Source organism: Bordetella muralis (genome assembly GCF_965139205.1).
GTDB classification, from domain to species: domain Bacteria; phylum Pseudomonadota; class Gammaproteobacteria; order Burkholderiales; family Burkholderiaceae_B; genus Bordetella_A; species Bordetella_A muralis.
The window spans coordinates 65,876-84,414 of sequence record NZ_CBCSIU010000017.1; the positions used below are offsets into that span (position 1 = coordinate 65,876).

Here is an 18,539-nt window from a genome sequence, read left to right on the forward strand (position 1 = left end):
AGACGCGTAGCATTACCCCGCGCGCGATCCGGTGGCGGCCTCGTGCGCGGTTACCCCCTCGCATATGGCTAATGCAAAGCAAGAACGCATGACACGATCGAGCGTGGAGACAACACCATGAGCCAATATGGCCCACTAAAATTGCACGTCCCCGAGCCCACCGGGCGCCCGGGTTGCAAGACCGATTTTTCCTATCTGCATCTTTCGCCCGCGGGCGATGTCCCCAAACCCCCCATTGATGTCGCGGCCGTCGATACCGCCGATCTGGCCTATCGTCTCGTGCGCGTGATCGATGACGAGGGGCATGCCCAGGGCCCCTGGGCACCACAGTTGGATGACGATACGCTGCGCGCCGGGATGCGCGCCATGCTCAAGACGCGCATTTTCGATTCCCGCATGCTGACGGCACAGCGGCAAAAGAAAATCTCGTTCTATATGCAGAGCCTGGGCGAGGAAGCCATCGGCTCGGCGCATGCGCTGGCCCTGGAGCAGGGCGACATGTGTTTCCCGACCTATCGCCAACAGAGCATTCTGCTCACGCGCAATGTGTCGCTGGTCGAGATGATGTGCCAGTTGATGTCCAACGAGCGGGATCCGCTAAAGGGACGCCAACTGCCTGTCATGTACTCCAAGCGTGACGCCGGGTTCTTCTCGGTTTCGGGCAACCTTGCTACGCAGTTCATTCAAGCGGTCGGTTGGGCGATGGCGTCGGCGATCAAGGGCGATACGCGTATCGCCTCCGCCTGGATCGGCGACGGCGCGACTGCCGAGGCGGATTTTCATACTGCATTGACGTTCGCTCACGTCTACCGCGCGCCTGTGATCTTGAATGTGGTCAACAATCAATGGGCTATTTCGACCTTTCAGGCGATAGCGGGTGGGGAGGGTGCGACGTTTGCCGGGCGAGGCGTAGGCTGCGGGATTGCCTCGCTGCGCGTGGACGGCAATGATTTCCTGGCGGTATATGCCGCCTCGCACTGGGCCGCCGAGCGCGCGCGCCGCAATCTGGGGCCAACCTTGATCGAGTGGGTCACGTATCGGGCGGGGCCGCATTCCACGTCGGATGATCCGACGAAGTATCGGCCGGGCGACGACTGGAGCCATTTCCCGTTGGGAGACCCGATCGCCCGATTCAAAAAGCATTTGATCAGTCTGGGCATTTGGTCGGATGAGCAGCACGACGCCTTGAAGGCAGAGCTCGAGGCCGAGATTCTGGCGGCGCAAAAAGAGGCCGAGAGTTTTGGCACGCTGGTCGATGGGCACGTGCCCAGTGCGGCCAGTATTTTCGAGGATGTCTACGAAGAGATGCCGGACCATCTGCGCCGGCAGCGCCAAGAGCTGGGAGTCTGATCATGGCAAACGACAAGAATACGGGTCCGGCGACGACGTCGATGACCATGATCCAGGCATTGCGTTCGGCCATGGACGTCATGCTGGAACGTGATGACAATGTGGTGGTGTTCGGTCAGGACGTGGGGTATTTCGGGGGCGTGTTTCGCTGCACCGAAGGCTTGCAAGCCAAGTACGGTTCATCGCGTGTATTTGATGCGCCTATTTCAGAGGGCGGTATCGTCGGTGTCGCGGTGGGCATGGGGGCATATGGGCTGCGGCCTGTGTGCGAAATCCAGTTCGCCGATTATTTTTATCCTGCGTCGGATCAGATTGTGTCCGAAGCAGCGCGGCTGCGTTATCGCTCGGTGAATGAGTTCATCGCACCGATGACGATTCGCATGCCCTGCGGTGGCGGTATCTATGGCGGGCAGACGCATAGCCAGAGTCCCGAGGCCATGTTCACGCAGGTGTGCGGCTTGCGTACCGTGCTGCCCTCCAACCCGTACGATGCGAAAGGCCTGTTGATCGCAGCGATCGAGAATAATGATCCGGTGATTTTTCTCGAGCCGAAACGTCTCTACAACGGCCCGTTCGATGGACATCATGATCGCCCCGTGACGCCGTGGAGCAAACATCCTGCCAGCCAGGTCCCCACGGGCTATTACACCGTGCCCCTGGGCAGCGCCGCTGTTGTGCGGCCGGGCGAAGCGTTGACGGTACTGACTTATGGTACGACGGTGCATGTATCTCTGGCTGCAGCCGAGGAAACAGGTCTCGATGCCGAGGTGATCGATCTGCGTACGCTATGGCCGCTGGATCTCGACACGATCGTGAACTCGGTACGCAAGACCGGACGTTGCGTCGTGGTGCATGAGGCGACACGGACTTGCGGTTTTGGCGCCGAGTTGGTGTCTTTGATTCAAGAGCATTGCTTTCATCACCTGGAGGCTCCTATTGAGCGTGTCACGGGTTGGGATACTCCCTATCCGCATGCTCAGGAATGGGCATATTTTCCCGGGCCGGCTCGCGTGGGCGCGGCATTCCAACGCGTGATGGAGGCATGACATGGGGATTCACATCATCAAGATGCCGGATATCGGCGAAGGGATTGCCGAGGTCGAGCTGGTTGCGTGGCATGTAAAGGTTGGCGATACCGTGACCGAGGATCAACCTCTGGCCGACGTGATGACGGACAAGGCGACGGTGGAAATTCCATCGCCTGTAGTGGGCAAGGTGATCGCACTGGGCGGCAACGTGGGTGACACGATGGCCGTGGGCGGTGAGTTGATTCGTTTGGAGGTCGAGGGCGCGGGTAATTTCAAGGGCGATGCGACGGCTGCGCAAGCAGATCAGACGCCAACCGCCGTGGCCGACAAACCAGCGGGTGAGCCGAGCGTGCCTCGAGATGCCGCAGGTCAAGCCGAGACACTGTCTTCGTCTGGGACTGCCCGGAAATCCACCGCAGCAACATCCGCTGTGCAGCACGCCGCGCCGTCTCGTCAGCCTGGCGAACGTCCCTTGGCCTCGCCCGCCGTGCGCAAGCGTGCCTGGGATCTCGGCATCGAGCTGCGTTATGTGCATGGATCTGGCCCGGCGGGCCGTATCATGCACGAAGACCTCGATGCCTATGTACAAGGGCAGGGCGCAACGGCATCGGCAGCACTATCCGGATATCGCGAGCGCCATGACGAGGAACAGGTACCCGTCGTGGGCCTGCGTCGTAAGATCGCGCAGAAAATGCAGGAATCCAAGCGGCGTATTCCTCATTTCAGTTATGTCGAGGAAATCGACGTGACTGAGATCGAGGGGCTGCGCGCGCAACTGAATCGCAAGTATGGCGAATCGCGAGGCAAGCTCACGCTGTTGCCCTTGCTGGCGCGCGCCATGGTGATCGCATTGCGGGATTTTCCGCAAATCAATGCGCGTTACGACGACGAGGCGGGTGTGGTGACCCGTTTCGGCGCAGTGCATCTCGGTGTGGCGACGCAGACCGATGCCGGTTTGATCGTGCCTGTTGTGCGCCATGCCGAGTCGCTCGATATCTGGGGGATTGCGCAAGAGATCGCACGGTTGGCCCAAGCTGTGCGCAGCGGCAAGGCCGAACGTGATGCGTTAAGCGGGTCCACGATCACACTCACGAGTTTGGGGGCATTGGGCGGTATTGTCAGTACGCCCGTCATCAATCATCCCGAGGTCGGTATCGTGGGTGTGAATCGCATTGTCGAGCGGCCGATGTTCCAGCAAGGCGCAGTCGTTGCCCGCAAGCTGATGAACTTGTCTTCGTCCTTTGATCATCGTGTGGTCGACGGCATGGATGCAGCGCAGTTCATCCAGGCAGTACGCGCATTGCTTGAACAGCCGGCCTTACTTTTCGTGGAGGCGTGATGAGCGAGACGCTGAACACAACATTGTTGGTGATCGGCGGCGGGCCGGGCGGTTACGTCGCCGCGATCCGCGCCGGTCAATTGGGTGTGCCCACGATCGTCGTCGAGGGACAGCAGCCGGGTGGCACCTGCTTGAATATAGGCTGCATTCCGTCAAAGGCGCTGATTCATGCGGCGGGCGAGTTTGAACGTGCTCGCGAGTACGCCGAGACTGCACCCTTGGGTATTTCAGTGCAGACGCCGTCGATAGACATCACCAAGACTGTCGCCTGGAAAGACGGCATCGTGAGCCGGTTGACCGGGGGCGTAGCCGCCTTGCTCAAGAAAAACGGTGTGCAACTGATGCGCGGCTGGGCACAGGTGCTGGATGGCAAGACGGTCGAGGTCGATACCGGACAAGGTATCCAACGGATTCAGTGCGAGCACTTGCTGCTGGCGGCGGGATCCGAGCCGATGCCGTTGCCGTCCATGCCTTTCGCAGGCCGAGTGATTTCGTCTACCGAAGCGCTGTCGCCGTCATCTATCCCCGAACGACTGGTGGTGGTCGGCGGTGGCTATATTGGATTGGAGCTGGGTACGGTGTATCGCAAACTCGGCGCCGAGGTCGCGGTGGTCGAGGCGCAGGATCGTATTTTGCCGACCTACGATGCCGATCTGACCAAGCCGGTCGCGGCGGCGCTGGCGAAGATGGGGATCACACTCTACCTCGGGCGCAAGGTCATGGGTATGAATGCGGCCGGCGATGCAGTGCGCATACAGGATGCATCGGGGGCTGAGACGGTGTTGCCGGCGGATCAGGTTCTGCTGGCTATCGGGCGGCGGCCACGTACCCAGGGATGGGGGCTGGAAAACCTGCAGTTGAGCCGATCGGGCAATGCATTGCGTATTGATGATCAATGCCGGACGTCGATGCGAAATGTCTGGGCGATCGGCGATATCGCGGGTGAGCCGATGCTGGCGCATCGTGCGATGGCGCAGGGCGAGATGGTTGCCGAATTGGTGGCTGGTCACAAGCGTCGCTTTACGCCAGCGGCCATTCCGGCGGTGTGTTTTACCGATCCGGAAATCGTCACGGCGGGTCTGGCACCGCAGCAGGCTCAGGATGCCGGGTTGGATTGTCTGGTAGGCCTATTCCCGTTCGCCGCCAATGGGCGCGCCATGACGCTGGAGTCGACAGACGGCTTTGTGCGTGTCGTCGCGCGCCGCGATAACCATCTGATCGTCGGGTGGCAGGCGGTTGGGCGCGGGGTATCCGAGCTGGCCGCGGCGTTTTCGCAATCGCTGGAGATGGGGGCCGTGTTGGAAGATGTGGCTGGAACCATTCATGCGCATCCTACGTTGGGGGAGGCTGTTCAAGAGGCTGCTTTACGTGCGTTGGGGCAGGCGTTGCATATTTAGTTGGGCAGAGGGTGGGGGGCTTATTGGACGTCGAGCCGAGGCAATCGGGCCGTGAGGGCTTCACAAAGCCGGCCCGGCGCGCGGGTGACGGATGCATAGCAAATCTCTGGGTGTTACGACACGGTCACTGCCACGCTTCGACGTCCAATAGAACTCATACCTCGTCGAAATCACGATGCGCACGTATGCCGCGAGTGACTAGGTCAAAATCCCTTTCGCGATCGTGTTGCGCTGTATCTCGCTGGTGCCAGTCACAATGCGATATAACCGCAATCGGCGAAAGATGAATTCCACCGGATGATTCTTGGTCACGCCGACATTGCCGTGTATCTGCATGGCTTTGTCGGCGATTTCAAAACACCGCTCGGATACGAAGAGCTTGCACATGGCCGCGAGTTCGCGCACGTCGTTGCCCGCATCTGCCCGCTGTGCGGCGCCCAACACCATTTGTTCGCAGGCATAGAGCGAGGTCGCCATATCGGCCAGCATGTGCTGGATCGCTTGAAAGCGGCTGATCGGGCCACCGAACTGTTGACGCGTTTTTGCATAATCGACGGCCATGCGAAAAGCCTGCCGCGCCAACCCTATCATCGTCGGACAGTGCAACAGGCGATTGACGCTGACGCGATTCATCGCGATGCGAAAGCCTTCTCCCGGTTTGCCGATCAGGTTCTTTTTCGGCACGCGTACATGATCCAGTACGATGTCTGCATCGACATACTGCCCCGTCATCGGTACGCAATCATGCTCCAGCCGCACCCCAGGCAGATCCAGATCGATCAGGATGGCCGAGATTCCGTCCATGCCTTTTTCTGGGTCCGTGACGCACATCGTGATCGCAAAGTCGGCAAACATCGATGCCGTGATGTAGTGTTTGACCCCTGTGATGATGTAGTCGTCGCCGTCTTCGACTGCGAGTGTGCGCAGGCTGGTGGCGTCCGAGCCCGACTGCGGCTCTGTCATGGCAAAGCAGGCGCCACGCTCGGCGTGTACGACTGGCATGATGTAGCGTTCCAACTGATACGGCGTGGCGTAACGGACGAGATTGCCGATCCGCGAAGGTCCGCCCCAATCGCCCAGAACATGGGGGAAAAGAATGGCGCCCGATGCGGCGGCGTCGTCTTTCAAAATACATAGATCGCGGTACAGCAAGGCCTGCCCACCGATTTCCTTGGGCAGTTGCAGGCCGTATAAGCCCAGGGCGCGCGAGCGTTGCCAAATCGATTTGACCAGCTCGCGTGGAAACTCGTCCTCATACCCCAAGCCGCGTGCGCGCTCCATGGGAATCAGTTCGTCATGCAGATAACGGTGCAGGCGTTCGCGCAACTCGGCGAGGGTGGGGCTGTCTTGGGCCATGATGTCTCCTGGAATAAGTGCTAGCTTGACAGCGCCTGCACGCTTGGTGATTATCTTTTCTTTGAGTTCAATAACCAGGCGGAATCATGCGACTCGAAGATCTGGACTACTTTCTGGCCGTGGCGCGTGTCGGGCATGTCGGCCGCGCGGCTGATGGCATGGGTATCAGCCAACCCGCGCTGACCAAGGGGATTCGGCGTCTCGAGGACGAGCTGAAGCTGCAATTGTTCGTGCGCACACCAAAGGGGATGGAGCTGACCATGCCCGGAAAGGCGTTTTACCAACGCAGCCTGCAAGCCCGCCGCGAGCTGGACGAGGCATTGCGCGAGGCTGGCGATTTACATCGAGGCAGTGTGGGCCTGGTGCGTGTAGGGGTGACACCCTTGTTGGTTGAGCCGGTGTTTAACCAGGCTTGTGTCGAGTTGATGGCGCAGAGACCCGCGGCAAAAATCAATGTTGTGGTTGCTCTCAATGATGCGTTGATTCCGGCGTTGCGTCAGGGCGACCTGGATTTTTCGATCAGCTCGCTACATGATTCGGCTGCGCCTGCGGAGTTTGATCGCATTCCGCTGTGTCGTGACAGCCTCTTTGTCGCCGCTCGCCGTGGGCATCCGATTTTTGGCCATGCGCGGATCCGCTTTGAACATTTGCAGGGTTATAGCTGGATGCTGCCTGGTTTGCAGGTCGCGTCACGCCGCTGGCTGGAGACCAGATTTGAACAGCATGGGGCCCCGCCGCCCAATATCATGGTGGAGTCCAACTCGTCGGTATCCAGCCTGGTGAGCATTTTGCAGAGTACGGATTTGTTGACCGTGATCAGCGAAATCACGCTGCGATCCGAGGCGGGGCAGGGTTTGGCCGCGGTGCCGCTCGACGATGTCACCTGGCATCGCGAGATCGGCATCATGACGCGTCATGGCAGCTATCAGTCGCCACTGGCCGAACGCCTGATCGAAATTCTGCGTGAGCGGGCTCGAGGGCGTTGACGGCCAGGGTACTGGCATAGACCTATACGGTTGTCGGCGGCGGCGAGTCAACCTTTATTCGTTGCGCAATCCGAGTTGCTTGATCAGAGGCCCATAGCGGTCCGATTCGGCCTGGATCAGCGCCTGAAACTCTGCTTGCGTGCCGGCGATGGGCGTGAACGACTGCGATTGCAGTGCTTTCCTGACGTCGGGTTGATTCACGACCTTGATCATGGCTTGATTCAGGCGCTCGACGATATCCGCAGGCGTGCCTTTGGGCACTGCGATGCCGCCCCAACTGCCGCTTTCAAAGTCCTTATAGCCGGCCTCTGCTACCGTCGGTACATCAGGCAATGAACCAGCGCGGTCGCGGCCGGTCACGGCAATGGGGCGCACGCGGCCACTCTCGATGAATGGCATGGCGGGTGCCACGGCGATGATGCCCACGCCCACTTGGCCGCCGGCCAGGTCGTTGATCATGTTGCTGCCGCCGCGATAGGGCACATGCACGGCATCGATGCCGAAGTGTTGCTTGACTGCCTCGAATGTCAAATGCATGGATGAGCCCACGCCAGGGCTGCCGTAGCTCAGCTTGCCGGGATTGGCTTTTGCATAGGCGGTCAACTCGGCCAGATTATGGATGGGCAGACGGCTGTTGACCAGAATGACATGAGGTGACAGGCTGATTCCGGAAACGGGTATCAGGTCGGCTATAGGGTCGAAGGACAGATTCGGCGTCAGATGTTTGGCAATGGCAAAGTTGCCGCCATATTCCAGCAGCGTATAGCCGTCCGCAGGGGAGTTCACGACTTTCGCACCGCCGATGCTGCCGCCGCCACCCCCCACATTTTCCACAATGATGTTCTGGCCTAGTTCGCGCCCCAGAGGGTCGGCGACCAGACGGGCGATGTAATCGAATTGGCCGCCGGCGGTAAAGGGCACCACCAAACGTATGGGCCGATCCGGATACGTGCCGGCTCGGGCGGTAGCCGGAATCAGGGCCGCCAAACCCAGCACCAATGCGGCCAGAGTTTGCCAGGGGCGATGAACGCGTATTTGCACGAGTGTCTCCTAGGAATCGCAAGCAGGCTGTCGAATGCGCCTGTCGTGGCCAGATTTAACCTGGGTGGGCCCCTCAAGCGATGCCCGATGCGCGTATCTCGATAACTTTACGGCATGATATTCGCTTGATAACCCTGCGGCATTGAAAAACTCTTCCCTGTTATTTGCCGAGCATGACTCGGGCTGCACCATCCTGCCATGCACAAAACGATGGAGCATCCGATGAATCAAGGACGATATACCACCCGCAACGCAACCTATTGGCGTGATCGGCCAGCCATCATCTATGGTGAAAAGACAATCAGTTTTGGACAGTTGGAAACGCGTTCGAATCGCTTGGCCAATGCCTTGCTGGGATTGGGGTTGGTCAAAGGCGACCGCGTCGCCGTCCAGGCCTGGAATTGTCCTGAAATCATCGAACTCGAATGTGCGCTGTACAAAGCCGGCCTGGTCAAGGTCGCGTTGAACGCGCGCCTGTCCAGCCGAGAGGTTGTCGATACGGTCAATAACGCCCAGGCGACGGTATTCATCGTCGACCCTGCGCATAGCGAAGGCGTGGCGTCGATCTTGGGCGAGTTGAGCAGTGTGCGCCATATGATCGTGACGGGCAGCGACGCGATCGAGGGTTGGCGCACATACGAGTCTTTTATCGCGGCAGCTGCGGACCGGAATCCCGATATCGAAATGGCGGAAAGCGATCTGGCGGTGTTGCATTTCACATCAGGCTCCACCGGAAAATTGAAGGCGGCGATGCAAACGGTGGGTAATCGTATGGCGTCGCTACGCAAGGTCGTCATGGGCCGCATGCGCGCCAATCCAGGCGAGGTGCTGGCGCTGGCAGGCCCGATCACGCATGCCAGCGGTATGTTCATGCAGCCCTTTTTGTTCCAGGGAGGCACCATCCTGCTGCATGATCGTTTCGATCCCGAGGCCTTTCTCGCCTCGGCGGCAAAGCATCGTGCGGCATTCAGTTTCATGGTGCCGACGATGATCAATATGTTGATTGCCGAGCCCAGCTTGCATCGCCACGATTTGAGCGCGCTGCGTCAGATCTCTTATGGCGGTGCGCCGATGGCGCCCGCCCGTGTCCGCGAGGCATGGGAGGCGCTGGGGCCGAAGTTGAGCCAAGGGTACGGTACTGGCGAAACCACCGGCGGACTGGCCTTGTTGAGCACGGCCGACCATGCGCATGCGTTGGCTTCGCGTCCAGAGCGTCTGTCATCCTGCGGGCGATTGTTTGGCGAAGGCGAACTCTCCTTGCTCGGTGATGACGGACAGCCAGTGCCGCAAGGCGAGGTGGGCGAGATCACCGTACGCGGCCCCGACGTATTTGCAGGTTATTGGGGCGAGCCGGAATTGTCGGCGCAGGCGCTGCGCGACGGGCGTTTGCATACTGGCGATTTGGCGCGCATGGACGAAGAGGGGTTCGTCTATATTGTCGACCGCAAGAAGGACATGATCATCACTGGCGGATTCAACGTCTATCCCACCGAGGTCGAGCAGGCGTTGTATCAACACCCCGACGTGTACGAAGCATGCGTATTCGGTATCCCTGACGATAAGTGGGGTGAATCGATCAAGGCGGTGCTCGTACTGAAACCCGGCGCGCAGACAGGGCAGGCCGAACTCATGGAGCATTGCCGCGCGCATCTGGCCGATTTCAAGAAGCCGCGCAGCATCGATATTGTGGCCGAGTTGCCAAAGAACGCGAACGGGAAACTGGCACGTAAACCGTTGCGTGATGCGTATTGGGAAGGCCATGAGCGCAAGGTAGGCTAGGAGGCTCGCAGGCCGGCACATCATACGCGGCCTGTTGTTTGGCTGTGGATGTTGATGCATGCAACAGGGCAGTATCGGGCGGGCGAGGTAGACTATCTGTCCTTTGACGGTTGATGCGAAGCCAGCTTCGCTTGCCCCGTGGACCTCCAGGAGCCCTGATGCAGTCCTTCCTAGATCACATTGCCGTGGTGGCGCCAGACCTGGCCAGTGGCACACGTTTTGTCGAACAGGCTTTGGGTGTGTCCCTGCAAGCAGGGGGACAGCATCCGCGCATGGGCACGCATAATAAATTGCTGAGGCTGGGCGACGATGTTTATCTGGAAGTCATCGCAGCCGATCCTGACGCCCCGGCACCGCAACGCGCCCGATGGTTTGAACTGGACAGGATGACGCCCGCGTCCACACCCAGGCTGGGAACCTGGGTGATACGTACCGACGATATCGTTGCTGCTCAGGCTGCCTGCTCGTGGGAGACGGGCCCGATTGAGAGCATGACCCGGGGCGCGTTGGCCTGGCGCATCACGATTCCTGAGGACGGGAGCCTGCCCGAGAGCGGCGTGGCTCCCACCTTGATCCAGTGGGATGTGCCGTCACATCCTGCAAGCATGCTGGATGACAGGGGATGCACACTGCAGGCCTTGGAGCTGTGTCATTCCGCGCCTGAGCGCGTACGTGATGCATTGGATGCCTTGAACCTGCTCAATAGCAAGGTACAGGTGCGGGCGCTGCCCACTGGCGCATCGCCGTACCTGGTTGCCCATATCCGTACGCCTCACGGGCTGCGTCTGCTGTCCACCGACTTTTCAGCGTAGGTATGCCGGTTCACTGAGCCTGGATATTGGCGCTTTTAACAACGGCTTTGTAGGTCTTGAGGTCAGTCTCTATCTGTTGTCGAAACTCCTGCGGGGTGTTCCCGGACGCGGTGATCCCCAGGCCTGCCAGGCGCTCTTCGGTTTCGGGCGTATGGACTACATCATGAATCGCCTGTTGCAGCTTCGAGACGATATCCGCCGGGGTTTTGGCCGGGGCCAGAATACCTATCCATGAGTTCGATACAAATCCGTCCACACCGGACTCTGATACGGTGGGAACATCGGGCAGCGACGGCAAGCGCTTTTCTGTACTGACGGCGATGGCCTTGAGTTGCTTGCGTTCAACATAGGGATAGGCGCCCGCGACTGCGGTATATAACAGCGGCAGTGTGCCTCCTACGACATCCGCCATGGCTTGGCCGCCGCCTTTATAAGGAATGTGTTCCAGCTTTATCCCCGTACGTTGACGCAACAGTTCACCCGCTAGATGCGGCGTGCTGCCTACGCCGGCGCTGCCATAGGAAATGCCCTTGGGCTGTGTCTTGGAATAGGCGATCAGCTCCTGCAGCGTATTGGCCGGGACTTTGGGGTTCGCGACGATGATCAACGCCGCATCCCCGATCTTGCTCACGGGGGCCAGGTCTTTCAGCGTATCGAACGGGATGTCCTTGTGCACGTACGGGTTGATGACCAGCGTGCCATCGAAGCCCAACAGCAGGGTGTAGCCGTCAGGTGTGGCTTGTGCGGCCATGTGCGTGCCGATGTTGCCCGACGCACCGGGCTTGTTGTCGACAATGATTTGCTGCCCCAAGCGTTGGCCGAGTTTGTCTGCGACCAGTCGCGCGCCCGTATCTGATACTCCGCCTGGTGCGAACGGGACAATGAGACGTATGGGTCGGGAGGGATACTGTTTTGCTGTTTCATTGGCATGCACCAGCGGACCGCCGAATGCGGTAATCGCGACACAGATCGAGGTGAGTGCGCCATTCAATAGTTGACGGCGCCGTTGGATGAAATGATGGATGGGCATGTATGTCTCCTTGGTGTTGTTATGCGTGAGTGTTGTTATGCGTTGTTGATGACGCGTGTCATGTGCCGATCATGACGCGGCTCTATCGGTTGTGTATTGCCGCTTTAGCCAGGCAATGCTGCGCCCGCCTAAGGTCCGGCCCAGTTGCGCTTCGGCGCAGTCGATGGCTTTGAGCAAACCCGGGAGCGAGATGTTTGTCGTATAGCCACTGCGTTCGGCCATCAACACCAGGTCTTCGGTTGCAGCGTTGCCGGCTGCACCCGGTGCAAACGGACAACCGCCGATACCTCCCACACTGGCGTCGAAACGCCGCACACCGGCCTGTATTGCAGCCCAGGCGTTAGCCGTAGCCATGCCGCGCGTGTCATGAAAGTGTGCCGCAAGTTTCTCGATCGGCAGCACACTGGCCAGCCTTTCAAAATGGTTCTTGACCATACCTGGCGAAGCCGAGCCTATGGTGTCAGCGATGACAATTTCCTCTGCGCCTGCTTGATGCATGCGCTCGGCCAACGCTACAACGGTGTCCAGATTCGTCGGACCTTCGAACGGGCAGTCGAAGGCCACCGCGACATAGGCGCGGGTGCGCAAACCGAGTGCCTGCGCGGCGCGCAATGTGTCTTCGCAGACGTTCGTCGCCGTGATGAGGTCCATGTTGATATTTTTCTGGTTCATCGTCTGCGTCGCGGACAGTACGACGGCGACTTCTCGCGCACCTGCGGCATGAGCGCGTTCCAATCCTTTCCGGTTGGGAATGAGCGCCGATGCCCGCAGATGCGGCAGATGCCGGTTGATTTCCGCCATCAAGTCCGCCGCATCTGCCATTTGCGGCACAGCCTTTGGCGATACGAAGCTCGTCGCCTCGATACTCGTCACGCCTGCTTCGTGTAATAGCTGGACCAGCTGAAATTTGGCTGAGGTGGAAACTGGAACCTGCTGGTTCTGCAGCCCATCGCGCGGCGCAACATCCGTAATGGTCAGGGTGTTCATAGACATGGCCGGCTCCTGATCAGGCAATGGCGCCGTTATCGCGCAGTATGGCCAGGCGCGCGCGGTCATAGCCGGGCAGCGTACCCAACACTGCGTCCGTGTGTTCTCCTACATCAGGCGGGGTGCCATATTGACGATCGTTTGCTGCCGACAGTTTGATGGGATTGCCGGGCATGGATAGCATCTCTCCGGACTTCAGTGGCACCTCGACAACCATATCCCGTGCCCGCACCTGCGCGTCGTTCAATGCCTGCTGGAAATTGTTCACCGGGCCGCATGGAATGCGCGCTGCCGACAGTTTTTCCAACCAATACGCGGTCGGGTGTTCACGCAGTTCGTCGCCGACGATAGCGTCGATCTGCGTTTTGGCAGCAAACCGGCCTGGCTGCAGATCGTATGCCGGTTTACGCAACGCAGGCAGATCGATGCATTCCAGAAACCGTTTCCAAAAGGCATCACCGATGCACGCAACGATGATGTAGCCGTCCGCAGTGGGATAGCTGTTATAGGGCACATGCACAAAATGGCTATTGCCTATGCCTGCGGGCACGATGCCGGACATCAGATGCATGGTCGCCATATAGTTCAGCAACGAAATCTGTGCGTCGAGCATGGACACATCGACATGTTGGCCACGGCCGGTGCGTTCGCGTTCGGCCAAGGCGGCCAATACGCCCATGGCACCGAACACGCCTCCTCCCAAGTCGCCTATCGGAATGCCGCTGCGCGTAGGCCCTTGTTCAGGCGTGCCGGTAATGGACATGCCTCCACCCATGGCTTGTACGACCTGGTCAAAAGCCGGGCGCTGCGTGTCGGGCCCCGTACTGCCAAAACCCGTCACCGAGCAGGTGATGATGCGCGGGTTGACCCCCGATAGTGAGGCGTAGTCGATACCCAGTCGTTTCGTCACGCCAACGCTGAAATTGTCGAACACCACGTCCGCGCTGCGTACCAGGTCTTTGAATACCGCGAGACCGGTTTCGCTTTTCAGGTCGATGCACACGCTTTGTTTGTTGCGGTTCAGCGTGAGGAAATACGCGCCCATGCCGTCACGCGAGTAATCGGGATCATGTTCCAGCAAACGGCGGGTGCCTTCACCACTGCCCGGGGGTTCGACCTTGATGGTGCGCGCACCCAGGTCGGCGAGCAGCATCGTGCCGTAGGGCCCCGACAGCATATGAGTCAAATCCAGCACGGTAATGTGTTCAAGCGCCAAAGCGAGCCTCCTGTCCATAGGCGTTTCGTGAGAACCATGCTTTACGCAAAGCCTGTGCCAGTTTTATTGTTTTCATAACTCATTGATTTTTATGTGAATTATTTTTATTGATTCAGTTTGTGTGTTCTATGAGACATAATTGAGACATCAAAATGTCCCGCTGAAACAAGCGCGCCTCTATGAGCTACGCAGACCTGACGACACGTGCCGACCTGCCTCGCCTGTGTTTTCTGAGCTACCGGCAAATCCGGGAATTCGCCATGCCGGTTGTGGCCGAGTACACCGGCCGTGCCCATATCGAAGTCGTAGACGGCACCTTTGGCGGTGCGCTGGACATTGCGCGCGACCGGCTGAGCCGCGGGCTGGTCGATGCCTTCGTGAGCGCGGGTTCCAATGCCAGTATCCTGCGTGCCGGTTTGCAGGCCCCCGTCGCTACGATCCAACTAGGAGGCTTCGATATTCTGCAGGCCTTGATCAAGGCCAGGCGCATTGCCAACAGAGTTGGTGTTGTGATGTACGGGCGCACCATTCCCGAATTGGATGCAGTCAAAGACCTGTTGAACATCGAAATCGTGCAGCACGCTTATCAGACGCCTGATGATGCCCGCCAACGTTTCGAACAACTGAGGCGTGATAATTTTCAGGTCATCGTGGGGTCCAGCCTGGTCGTCGAACTGGCCGAGCAGGCGGGGCTGCATGGGCTGCTGGCATATTCCCTTGCCAGCGTGCGCAAGGGCTTCGAAGACGCCATCGAGTTGGCACGCGTCGCGCGCCTGGAGGCGGGGCGTTACGAACAGCTCAACGGCGTACTGCACAGCCTGCAGGATGCTGTGCTGGCGGTCGATCGGGACCATCGCATCATTGCTGTCAACCCGCCGATGCAACGCTTGTTGGCAGTCAACGACGAGGACGTGACGGGGCAGCCGCTAGACCAGTTGCGGCCCGAACTGACCCTGCGCACGACATTGGACACAGGTCAGCAAGAGAGCGCGGGCCTGCAACGCTTTGGCGGTCGTGATTGGATCGTCAATCGCACGGCCATCCGCGAACGTGGCGCGATTGTCGGCGCGGCGCTGACGCTCTACGACGCGGGCCGCATCCACGAGGCAGACACGAGCCTGCGCGTGCAGCAACGCCGCCGGCAAAATACGGCGAAATACCGATTCGACGAGCTGATCGGCCAAAGCCCTGGCTTTCTGCGTGCGGTACAGGCGGCTCGCCGTTATGCGCAAACCGACCTGACCGTCTTGATCGCAGGCGAGAGCGGCGTCGGCAAAGAGCTATTCGCCCAGGCCATACACAACGACAGCCGCCGCGCCGATCGGCCTTTCATCGCGGTGAACTGCGCGTCGTTTGCCGAGTCATTGCTGGAAAGCGAACTCTTCGGATACGAGGAGGGCGCCTTTACCGGATCGAGGCGTGGCGGTAAACGTGGTTTGTTCGAGGCTGCGCACACAGGGACAATTTTCCTGGACGAGATCGGCGATATGCCGCTGCCTCTGCAAAGTCGCCTATTACGCGTGCTGCAAGAGCGCGAAATTACCCGCGTCGGTGCGACGGCTGCTATTCCCGTCGATGTACGCATCATCGTCGCCACGCATCAGCCGTTGCGCGACATGATCGAACAGAGGCGTTTCCGGCAAGACCTGTATTACCGCATCAATACTCTGCGTCTCGAAGTGCCGGCGCTACGCGAGCGCCCCGATGATATTGGACCGTTGCTGCACACCTTGGTTGCTCGGTGCCTGTCCCGACTGGGCGCAATGCCAACGGGCGACATTGTTGAACTCGTTGCACCATGGTTGCCGCGGTTAAGGCAATATCCCTGGCCTGGCAACGTCCGGGAACTGGAAAACATGAGCGAGCGTATGGCCGTATTCCTCTCGCAATACGACGGCCCTGAGGACATTGATTACGATGCCTTGCGGCATGATTGCCCAGAACTCTTTGAGGGTACCCAGACCTTGGCGAATGACGCGGGCCACGGGTCTTTGCGAGCGCGTGCCGTGCAGGCGCTCGAGGCGTGCGGCGGCCGGCGCCNACAAGCCGCACGCCGCCTGGGCATCAGCCGTTCTACCTTGTGGCGCTGGATGAATGAGGATTGACGCTCACGCGTTGAAATCGCCAGATGTCCTGTCGATACCAATCAGTGCGCCATTTTGGGCGCGGCCATCAACGTGAACCCCTGTGCGGGTAGACGTATCGAGATCAACGAGGCCAGCAGCAGAATGGCACCCGCGCTGCCAAAGGCCACCCAATGTGTGCCAAAGGTCTCGTAGCCCCAACCGCCCAGCCACGAACTGATCATCGCACCGACCTGATGGCCCAGATAGGCGCAGCCGTACAGGACCCCCACAATACGAACGCCATAGATATCGGCCAGAATCGCCGACGACATCGCAATGCTGCCAGCCCAGACAATGCCACCGATGGCTGCTGCCAGATAGAGTTCCCAGTGTGTACCTACCACCATGAGGGCAAAGAAACCCAGGCCGCGTATCAAATAAATCGTCGCCAGAATATGGCGTCGCGGCAAGCTATCCGATATCCGGCCCAGCACCAGCGTGCTGAATATCGCCACCAGTCCAATCAATCCGATCCCCAGCGAGCTCGTCATGGCGTCAAAACCATGATCCATCAGCATAGGCATGCCGTGGGTGCCCAGCAGGTTCATGCTGAAGCCACAGGCAAAGAGTCCCAGTGTGATCTGCCAGAACGGTTGCGTGCGCGTTGCTTCGCGAAAGCTCAGGCTTTCAGGGATGCTGGTGCGGCGGCTGCTTGATTTACGGGCGATCTGCTCGGGCGTCAGATCTGTGTGTTCGGGCGCCTGATCGCGAATGACGAACAGGGCCAGCGGAACGGTGATGGCTGTGAACACCACTGCAAAGCCCAGCAGCGTGGTCTGCCAATGGGTAGACTCAATAGCGAAAGTCAGCACGGGCGTCATGATCGCGATCCCGGCCATGGATCCGGTAGACAAAAAGAACAACGCCATGCCGCGCCGACGGGTAAACCAGCGTGTCAGTACAGGCGTCAGCGCGACGGGACTCGTAAAGCCCAATCCGATTGACAACAGCACGCCAAAGGATAAAAAGAAACTGGCTGCGCTGTGGGCGTTGACGGACCAGATACTCGAGATGACCACAATTGCCGTGCCCAGCAACAGAACAAAGCGCGTGCCATGCCGGGCGACCAGCAAGCCAGCCACCGGCATGGCTAACCCATAGCACAACATGCCGATGGCGACGATGCCCGATAAAAGGCTGCGGCTGAACCCCAGGTCGCGGGCGATAGGCAGAAAAAAAGGGCCTACGCCCATGCGCATGCCCACCGTCAGCAAGGTCAGCAGGGTGGCCGCCGCCACAATGTTCCACCCAAAGTACCAGTTGCCACTCCGTGTCCCAGCCACTGCCTTCTCCGTATCCTGTTGCGGGCTGCCTCTAGATCGGGCGCCCTGGACGGGAATTGTCGGACATTTTGGGAAAATGCGCTTGGCGCTGTACGGCTATCGAACTTTGCGTGAATGCGCTGCCGGCTGTCCGGCAAGCCCAGGCTTTATTCTTCAGGGGGCGTGAGATCGCGCCATTGGGCTTCGGTCATGCGAGGCAGTTCCACCAGTTTGTTCTGAATGCTGTACCAGCCGCCGCCGTGCATTCTGCCCACCAGATCCAGGCGGGGCGTGTCGATATGGCAGCGCTCTGCGTCCAGCACGGCATCATCACGAATATGCATGGCCAGAATATCAGCCACAATGATGCGCCGATGGGCAGAGACGTCCAGATGCTGCTGCACGCGGCATTCCATGGCGACCGGACTGGCCGCAATGCGAGGGGGCGCCACCTTGCTCGAGGCGGCGATTTCCAGGCCGGCTGCTTGCAGTTCGTCCACGCCAGGCGCGAAATCGATTGCCGTGACGTTCATCTGCGCCATCAGCTCCGACGACACCATATTGATCACGAACCCGGCGCCGATGTGCAGATTAGTGACGGTGTCCTTGTGCGTGCCTTCCGGCCGTGTGCCTATGCCGATACACACCACAGGCGGCTCGCCCGACATGGCGCCAAAAAATGAGAACGGGGCCGCGTTATTGCGCCCTTGCTCATCCTGGCTCACGATCCATGCGATCGGACGCGGCACGATCGTCGCCGTCATCAGTTTGTAGGCGTTATTTCCTTTCAGTGCAGAGATATCGAAATACATGGTCTGGCTTCGTAGGTG

At 59.6% G+C, this 18,539-nt stretch carries 15 protein-coding genes and 1 pseudogene; 9 read left to right on the forward strand and 7 right to left on the reverse strand.

Features of this window, described 5'->3' with window-relative positions; genetic code table 11:
- The first annotated feature begins 117 nt into the window (after positions 1 to 117).
- From ACNA0I_RS20490 to lpdA, 4 genes are read left to right on the forward strand one after another with little or no spacing between them, the layout of a single operon-like run.
- Positions 118 to 1,350: a 3-methyl-2-oxobutanoate dehydrogenase (2-methylpropanoyl-transferring) subunit alpha gene (locus ACNA0I_RS20490; protein WP_415807876.1), complete on the forward strand. Its 1,233-nt coding sequence runs from the start codon at positions 118 to 120 to the stop codon at positions 1,348 to 1,350.
- Positions 1,351 to 1,352: 2 nt separating this feature from the next.
- Entirely contained in the window at positions 1,353 to 2,396 is a 1,044-nt protein-coding gene (locus ACNA0I_RS20495) for an alpha-ketoacid dehydrogenase subunit beta (RefSeq protein WP_415807877.1), read from the forward strand.
- A gap of 1 nt (position 2,397) precedes the next feature.
- Positions 2,398 to 3,717, forward strand: coding sequence for a dihydrolipoamide acetyltransferase family protein (locus tag ACNA0I_RS20500; protein ID WP_415807878.1), 1,320 nt, complete (start codon positions 2,398 to 2,400; stop codon positions 3,715 to 3,717).
- Complete coding sequence (gene lpdA / locus ACNA0I_RS20505) at positions 3,717 to 5,114, forward strand: dihydrolipoyl dehydrogenase (RefSeq protein ID WP_415807879.1); 1,398 nt, start codon at positions 3,717 to 3,719, stop codon at positions 5,112 to 5,114. The genes ACNA0I_RS20500 and lpdA overlap by 1 nt, the downstream gene beginning before the upstream one ends.
- A gap of 198 nt (positions 5,115 to 5,312) precedes the next feature.
- Here lpdA and ACNA0I_RS20510 read toward each other — a convergent pair whose 3' ends face one another.
- Positions 5,313 to 6,470, reverse strand: a complete 1,158-nt coding sequence (locus tag ACNA0I_RS20510) for an acyl-CoA dehydrogenase family protein (protein ID WP_415807880.1) — start codon at positions 6,468 to 6,470, stop codon at positions 5,313 to 5,315.
- An 86-nt stretch (positions 6,471 to 6,556) separates the two neighbouring features.
- On the opposite strand from ACNA0I_RS20510, the gene ACNA0I_RS20515 reads away from it, so the two are divergent.
- Positions 6,557 to 7,456, forward strand: a complete 900-nt coding sequence (locus ACNA0I_RS20515; RefSeq protein ID WP_415807881.1) for a LysR family transcriptional regulator — start codon at positions 6,557 to 6,559, stop codon at positions 7,454 to 7,456.
- Positions 7,457 to 7,510: 54 nt separating this feature from the next.
- On the opposite strand, the gene ACNA0I_RS20520 is transcribed toward ACNA0I_RS20515, so the two are convergent.
- Complete coding sequence (locus tag ACNA0I_RS20520; protein WP_415807882.1) at positions 7,511 to 8,497, reverse strand: Bug family tripartite tricarboxylate transporter substrate binding protein; 987 nt, start codon at positions 8,495 to 8,497, stop codon at positions 7,511 to 7,513.
- A 222-nt stretch (positions 8,498 to 8,719) separates the two neighbouring features.
- On the opposite strand from ACNA0I_RS20520, the gene ACNA0I_RS20525 reads away from it, so the two are divergent.
- Positions 8,720 to 10,276, forward strand: coding sequence for an AMP-binding protein (locus ACNA0I_RS20525; RefSeq protein ID WP_415807883.1), 1,557 nt, complete (start codon positions 8,720 to 8,722; stop codon positions 10,274 to 10,276).
- A 158-nt stretch (positions 10,277 to 10,434) separates the two neighbouring features.
- Complete coding sequence (locus tag ACNA0I_RS20530; protein WP_415807884.1) at positions 10,435 to 11,088, forward strand: VOC family protein; 654 nt, start codon at positions 10,435 to 10,437, stop codon at positions 11,086 to 11,088.
- A 10-nt stretch (positions 11,089 to 11,098) separates the two neighbouring features.
- On the opposite strand, the gene ACNA0I_RS20535 is transcribed toward ACNA0I_RS20530, so the two are convergent.
- The 3 genes from ACNA0I_RS20535 to ACNA0I_RS20545 form a co-directional block, all read right to left on the reverse strand.
- Positions 11,099 to 12,118: a Bug family tripartite tricarboxylate transporter substrate binding protein gene (locus tag ACNA0I_RS20535; protein WP_415807885.1), complete on the reverse strand. Its 1,020-nt coding sequence runs from the start codon at positions 12,116 to 12,118 to the stop codon at positions 11,099 to 11,101.
- A gap of 69 nt (positions 12,119 to 12,187) precedes the next feature.
- Positions 12,188 to 13,111, reverse strand: coding sequence for a hydroxymethylglutaryl-CoA lyase (locus ACNA0I_RS20540; RefSeq protein ID WP_415807886.1), 924 nt, complete (start codon positions 13,109 to 13,111; stop codon positions 12,188 to 12,190).
- A 13-nt stretch (positions 13,112 to 13,124) separates the two neighbouring features.
- Positions 13,125 to 14,321 (reverse strand): CaiB/BaiF CoA transferase family protein, encoded by a 1,197-nt coding sequence (locus ACNA0I_RS20545; RefSeq protein WP_415807926.1) that lies wholly within the window; start codon positions 14,319 to 14,321, stop codon positions 13,125 to 13,127.
- 179 nt (positions 14,322 to 14,500) lie between these two features.
- Here ACNA0I_RS20545 and prpR point away from each other — a divergent pair.
- Positions 14,501 to 16,361, forward strand: a 1,861-nt coding sequence (gene prpR, locus ACNA0I_RS20550; RefSeq protein WP_415807887.1) for a propionate catabolism operon regulatory protein PrpR, incomplete at its 3' end; no start/stop codon positions are given.
- A gap of 1 nt (position 16,362) precedes the next feature.
- Positions 16,363 to 16,426: pseudogene (locus ACNA0I_RS20555) on the forward strand (helix-turn-helix domain-containing protein); the annotation flags it as partial.
- 41 nt (positions 16,427 to 16,467) lie between these two features.
- Here ACNA0I_RS20555 and ACNA0I_RS20560 read toward each other — a convergent pair.
- Both ACNA0I_RS20560 and ACNA0I_RS20565 read right to left on the reverse strand, forming a co-directional pair.
- Complete coding sequence (locus ACNA0I_RS20560; protein ID WP_415807888.1) at positions 16,468 to 17,730, reverse strand: MFS transporter; 1,263 nt, start codon at positions 17,728 to 17,730, stop codon at positions 16,468 to 16,470.
- A gap of 146 nt (positions 17,731 to 17,876) precedes the next feature.
- Positions 17,877 to 18,521 carry a flavin reductase family protein gene (locus ACNA0I_RS20565; RefSeq protein ID WP_415807889.1) on the reverse strand — a complete coding sequence of 215 codons (645 nt, stop codon included), beginning with the start codon at positions 18,519 to 18,521 and terminating at the stop codon, positions 17,877 to 17,879.
- Between the last annotated feature and the right edge of the window lie 18 nt (positions 18,522 to 18,539).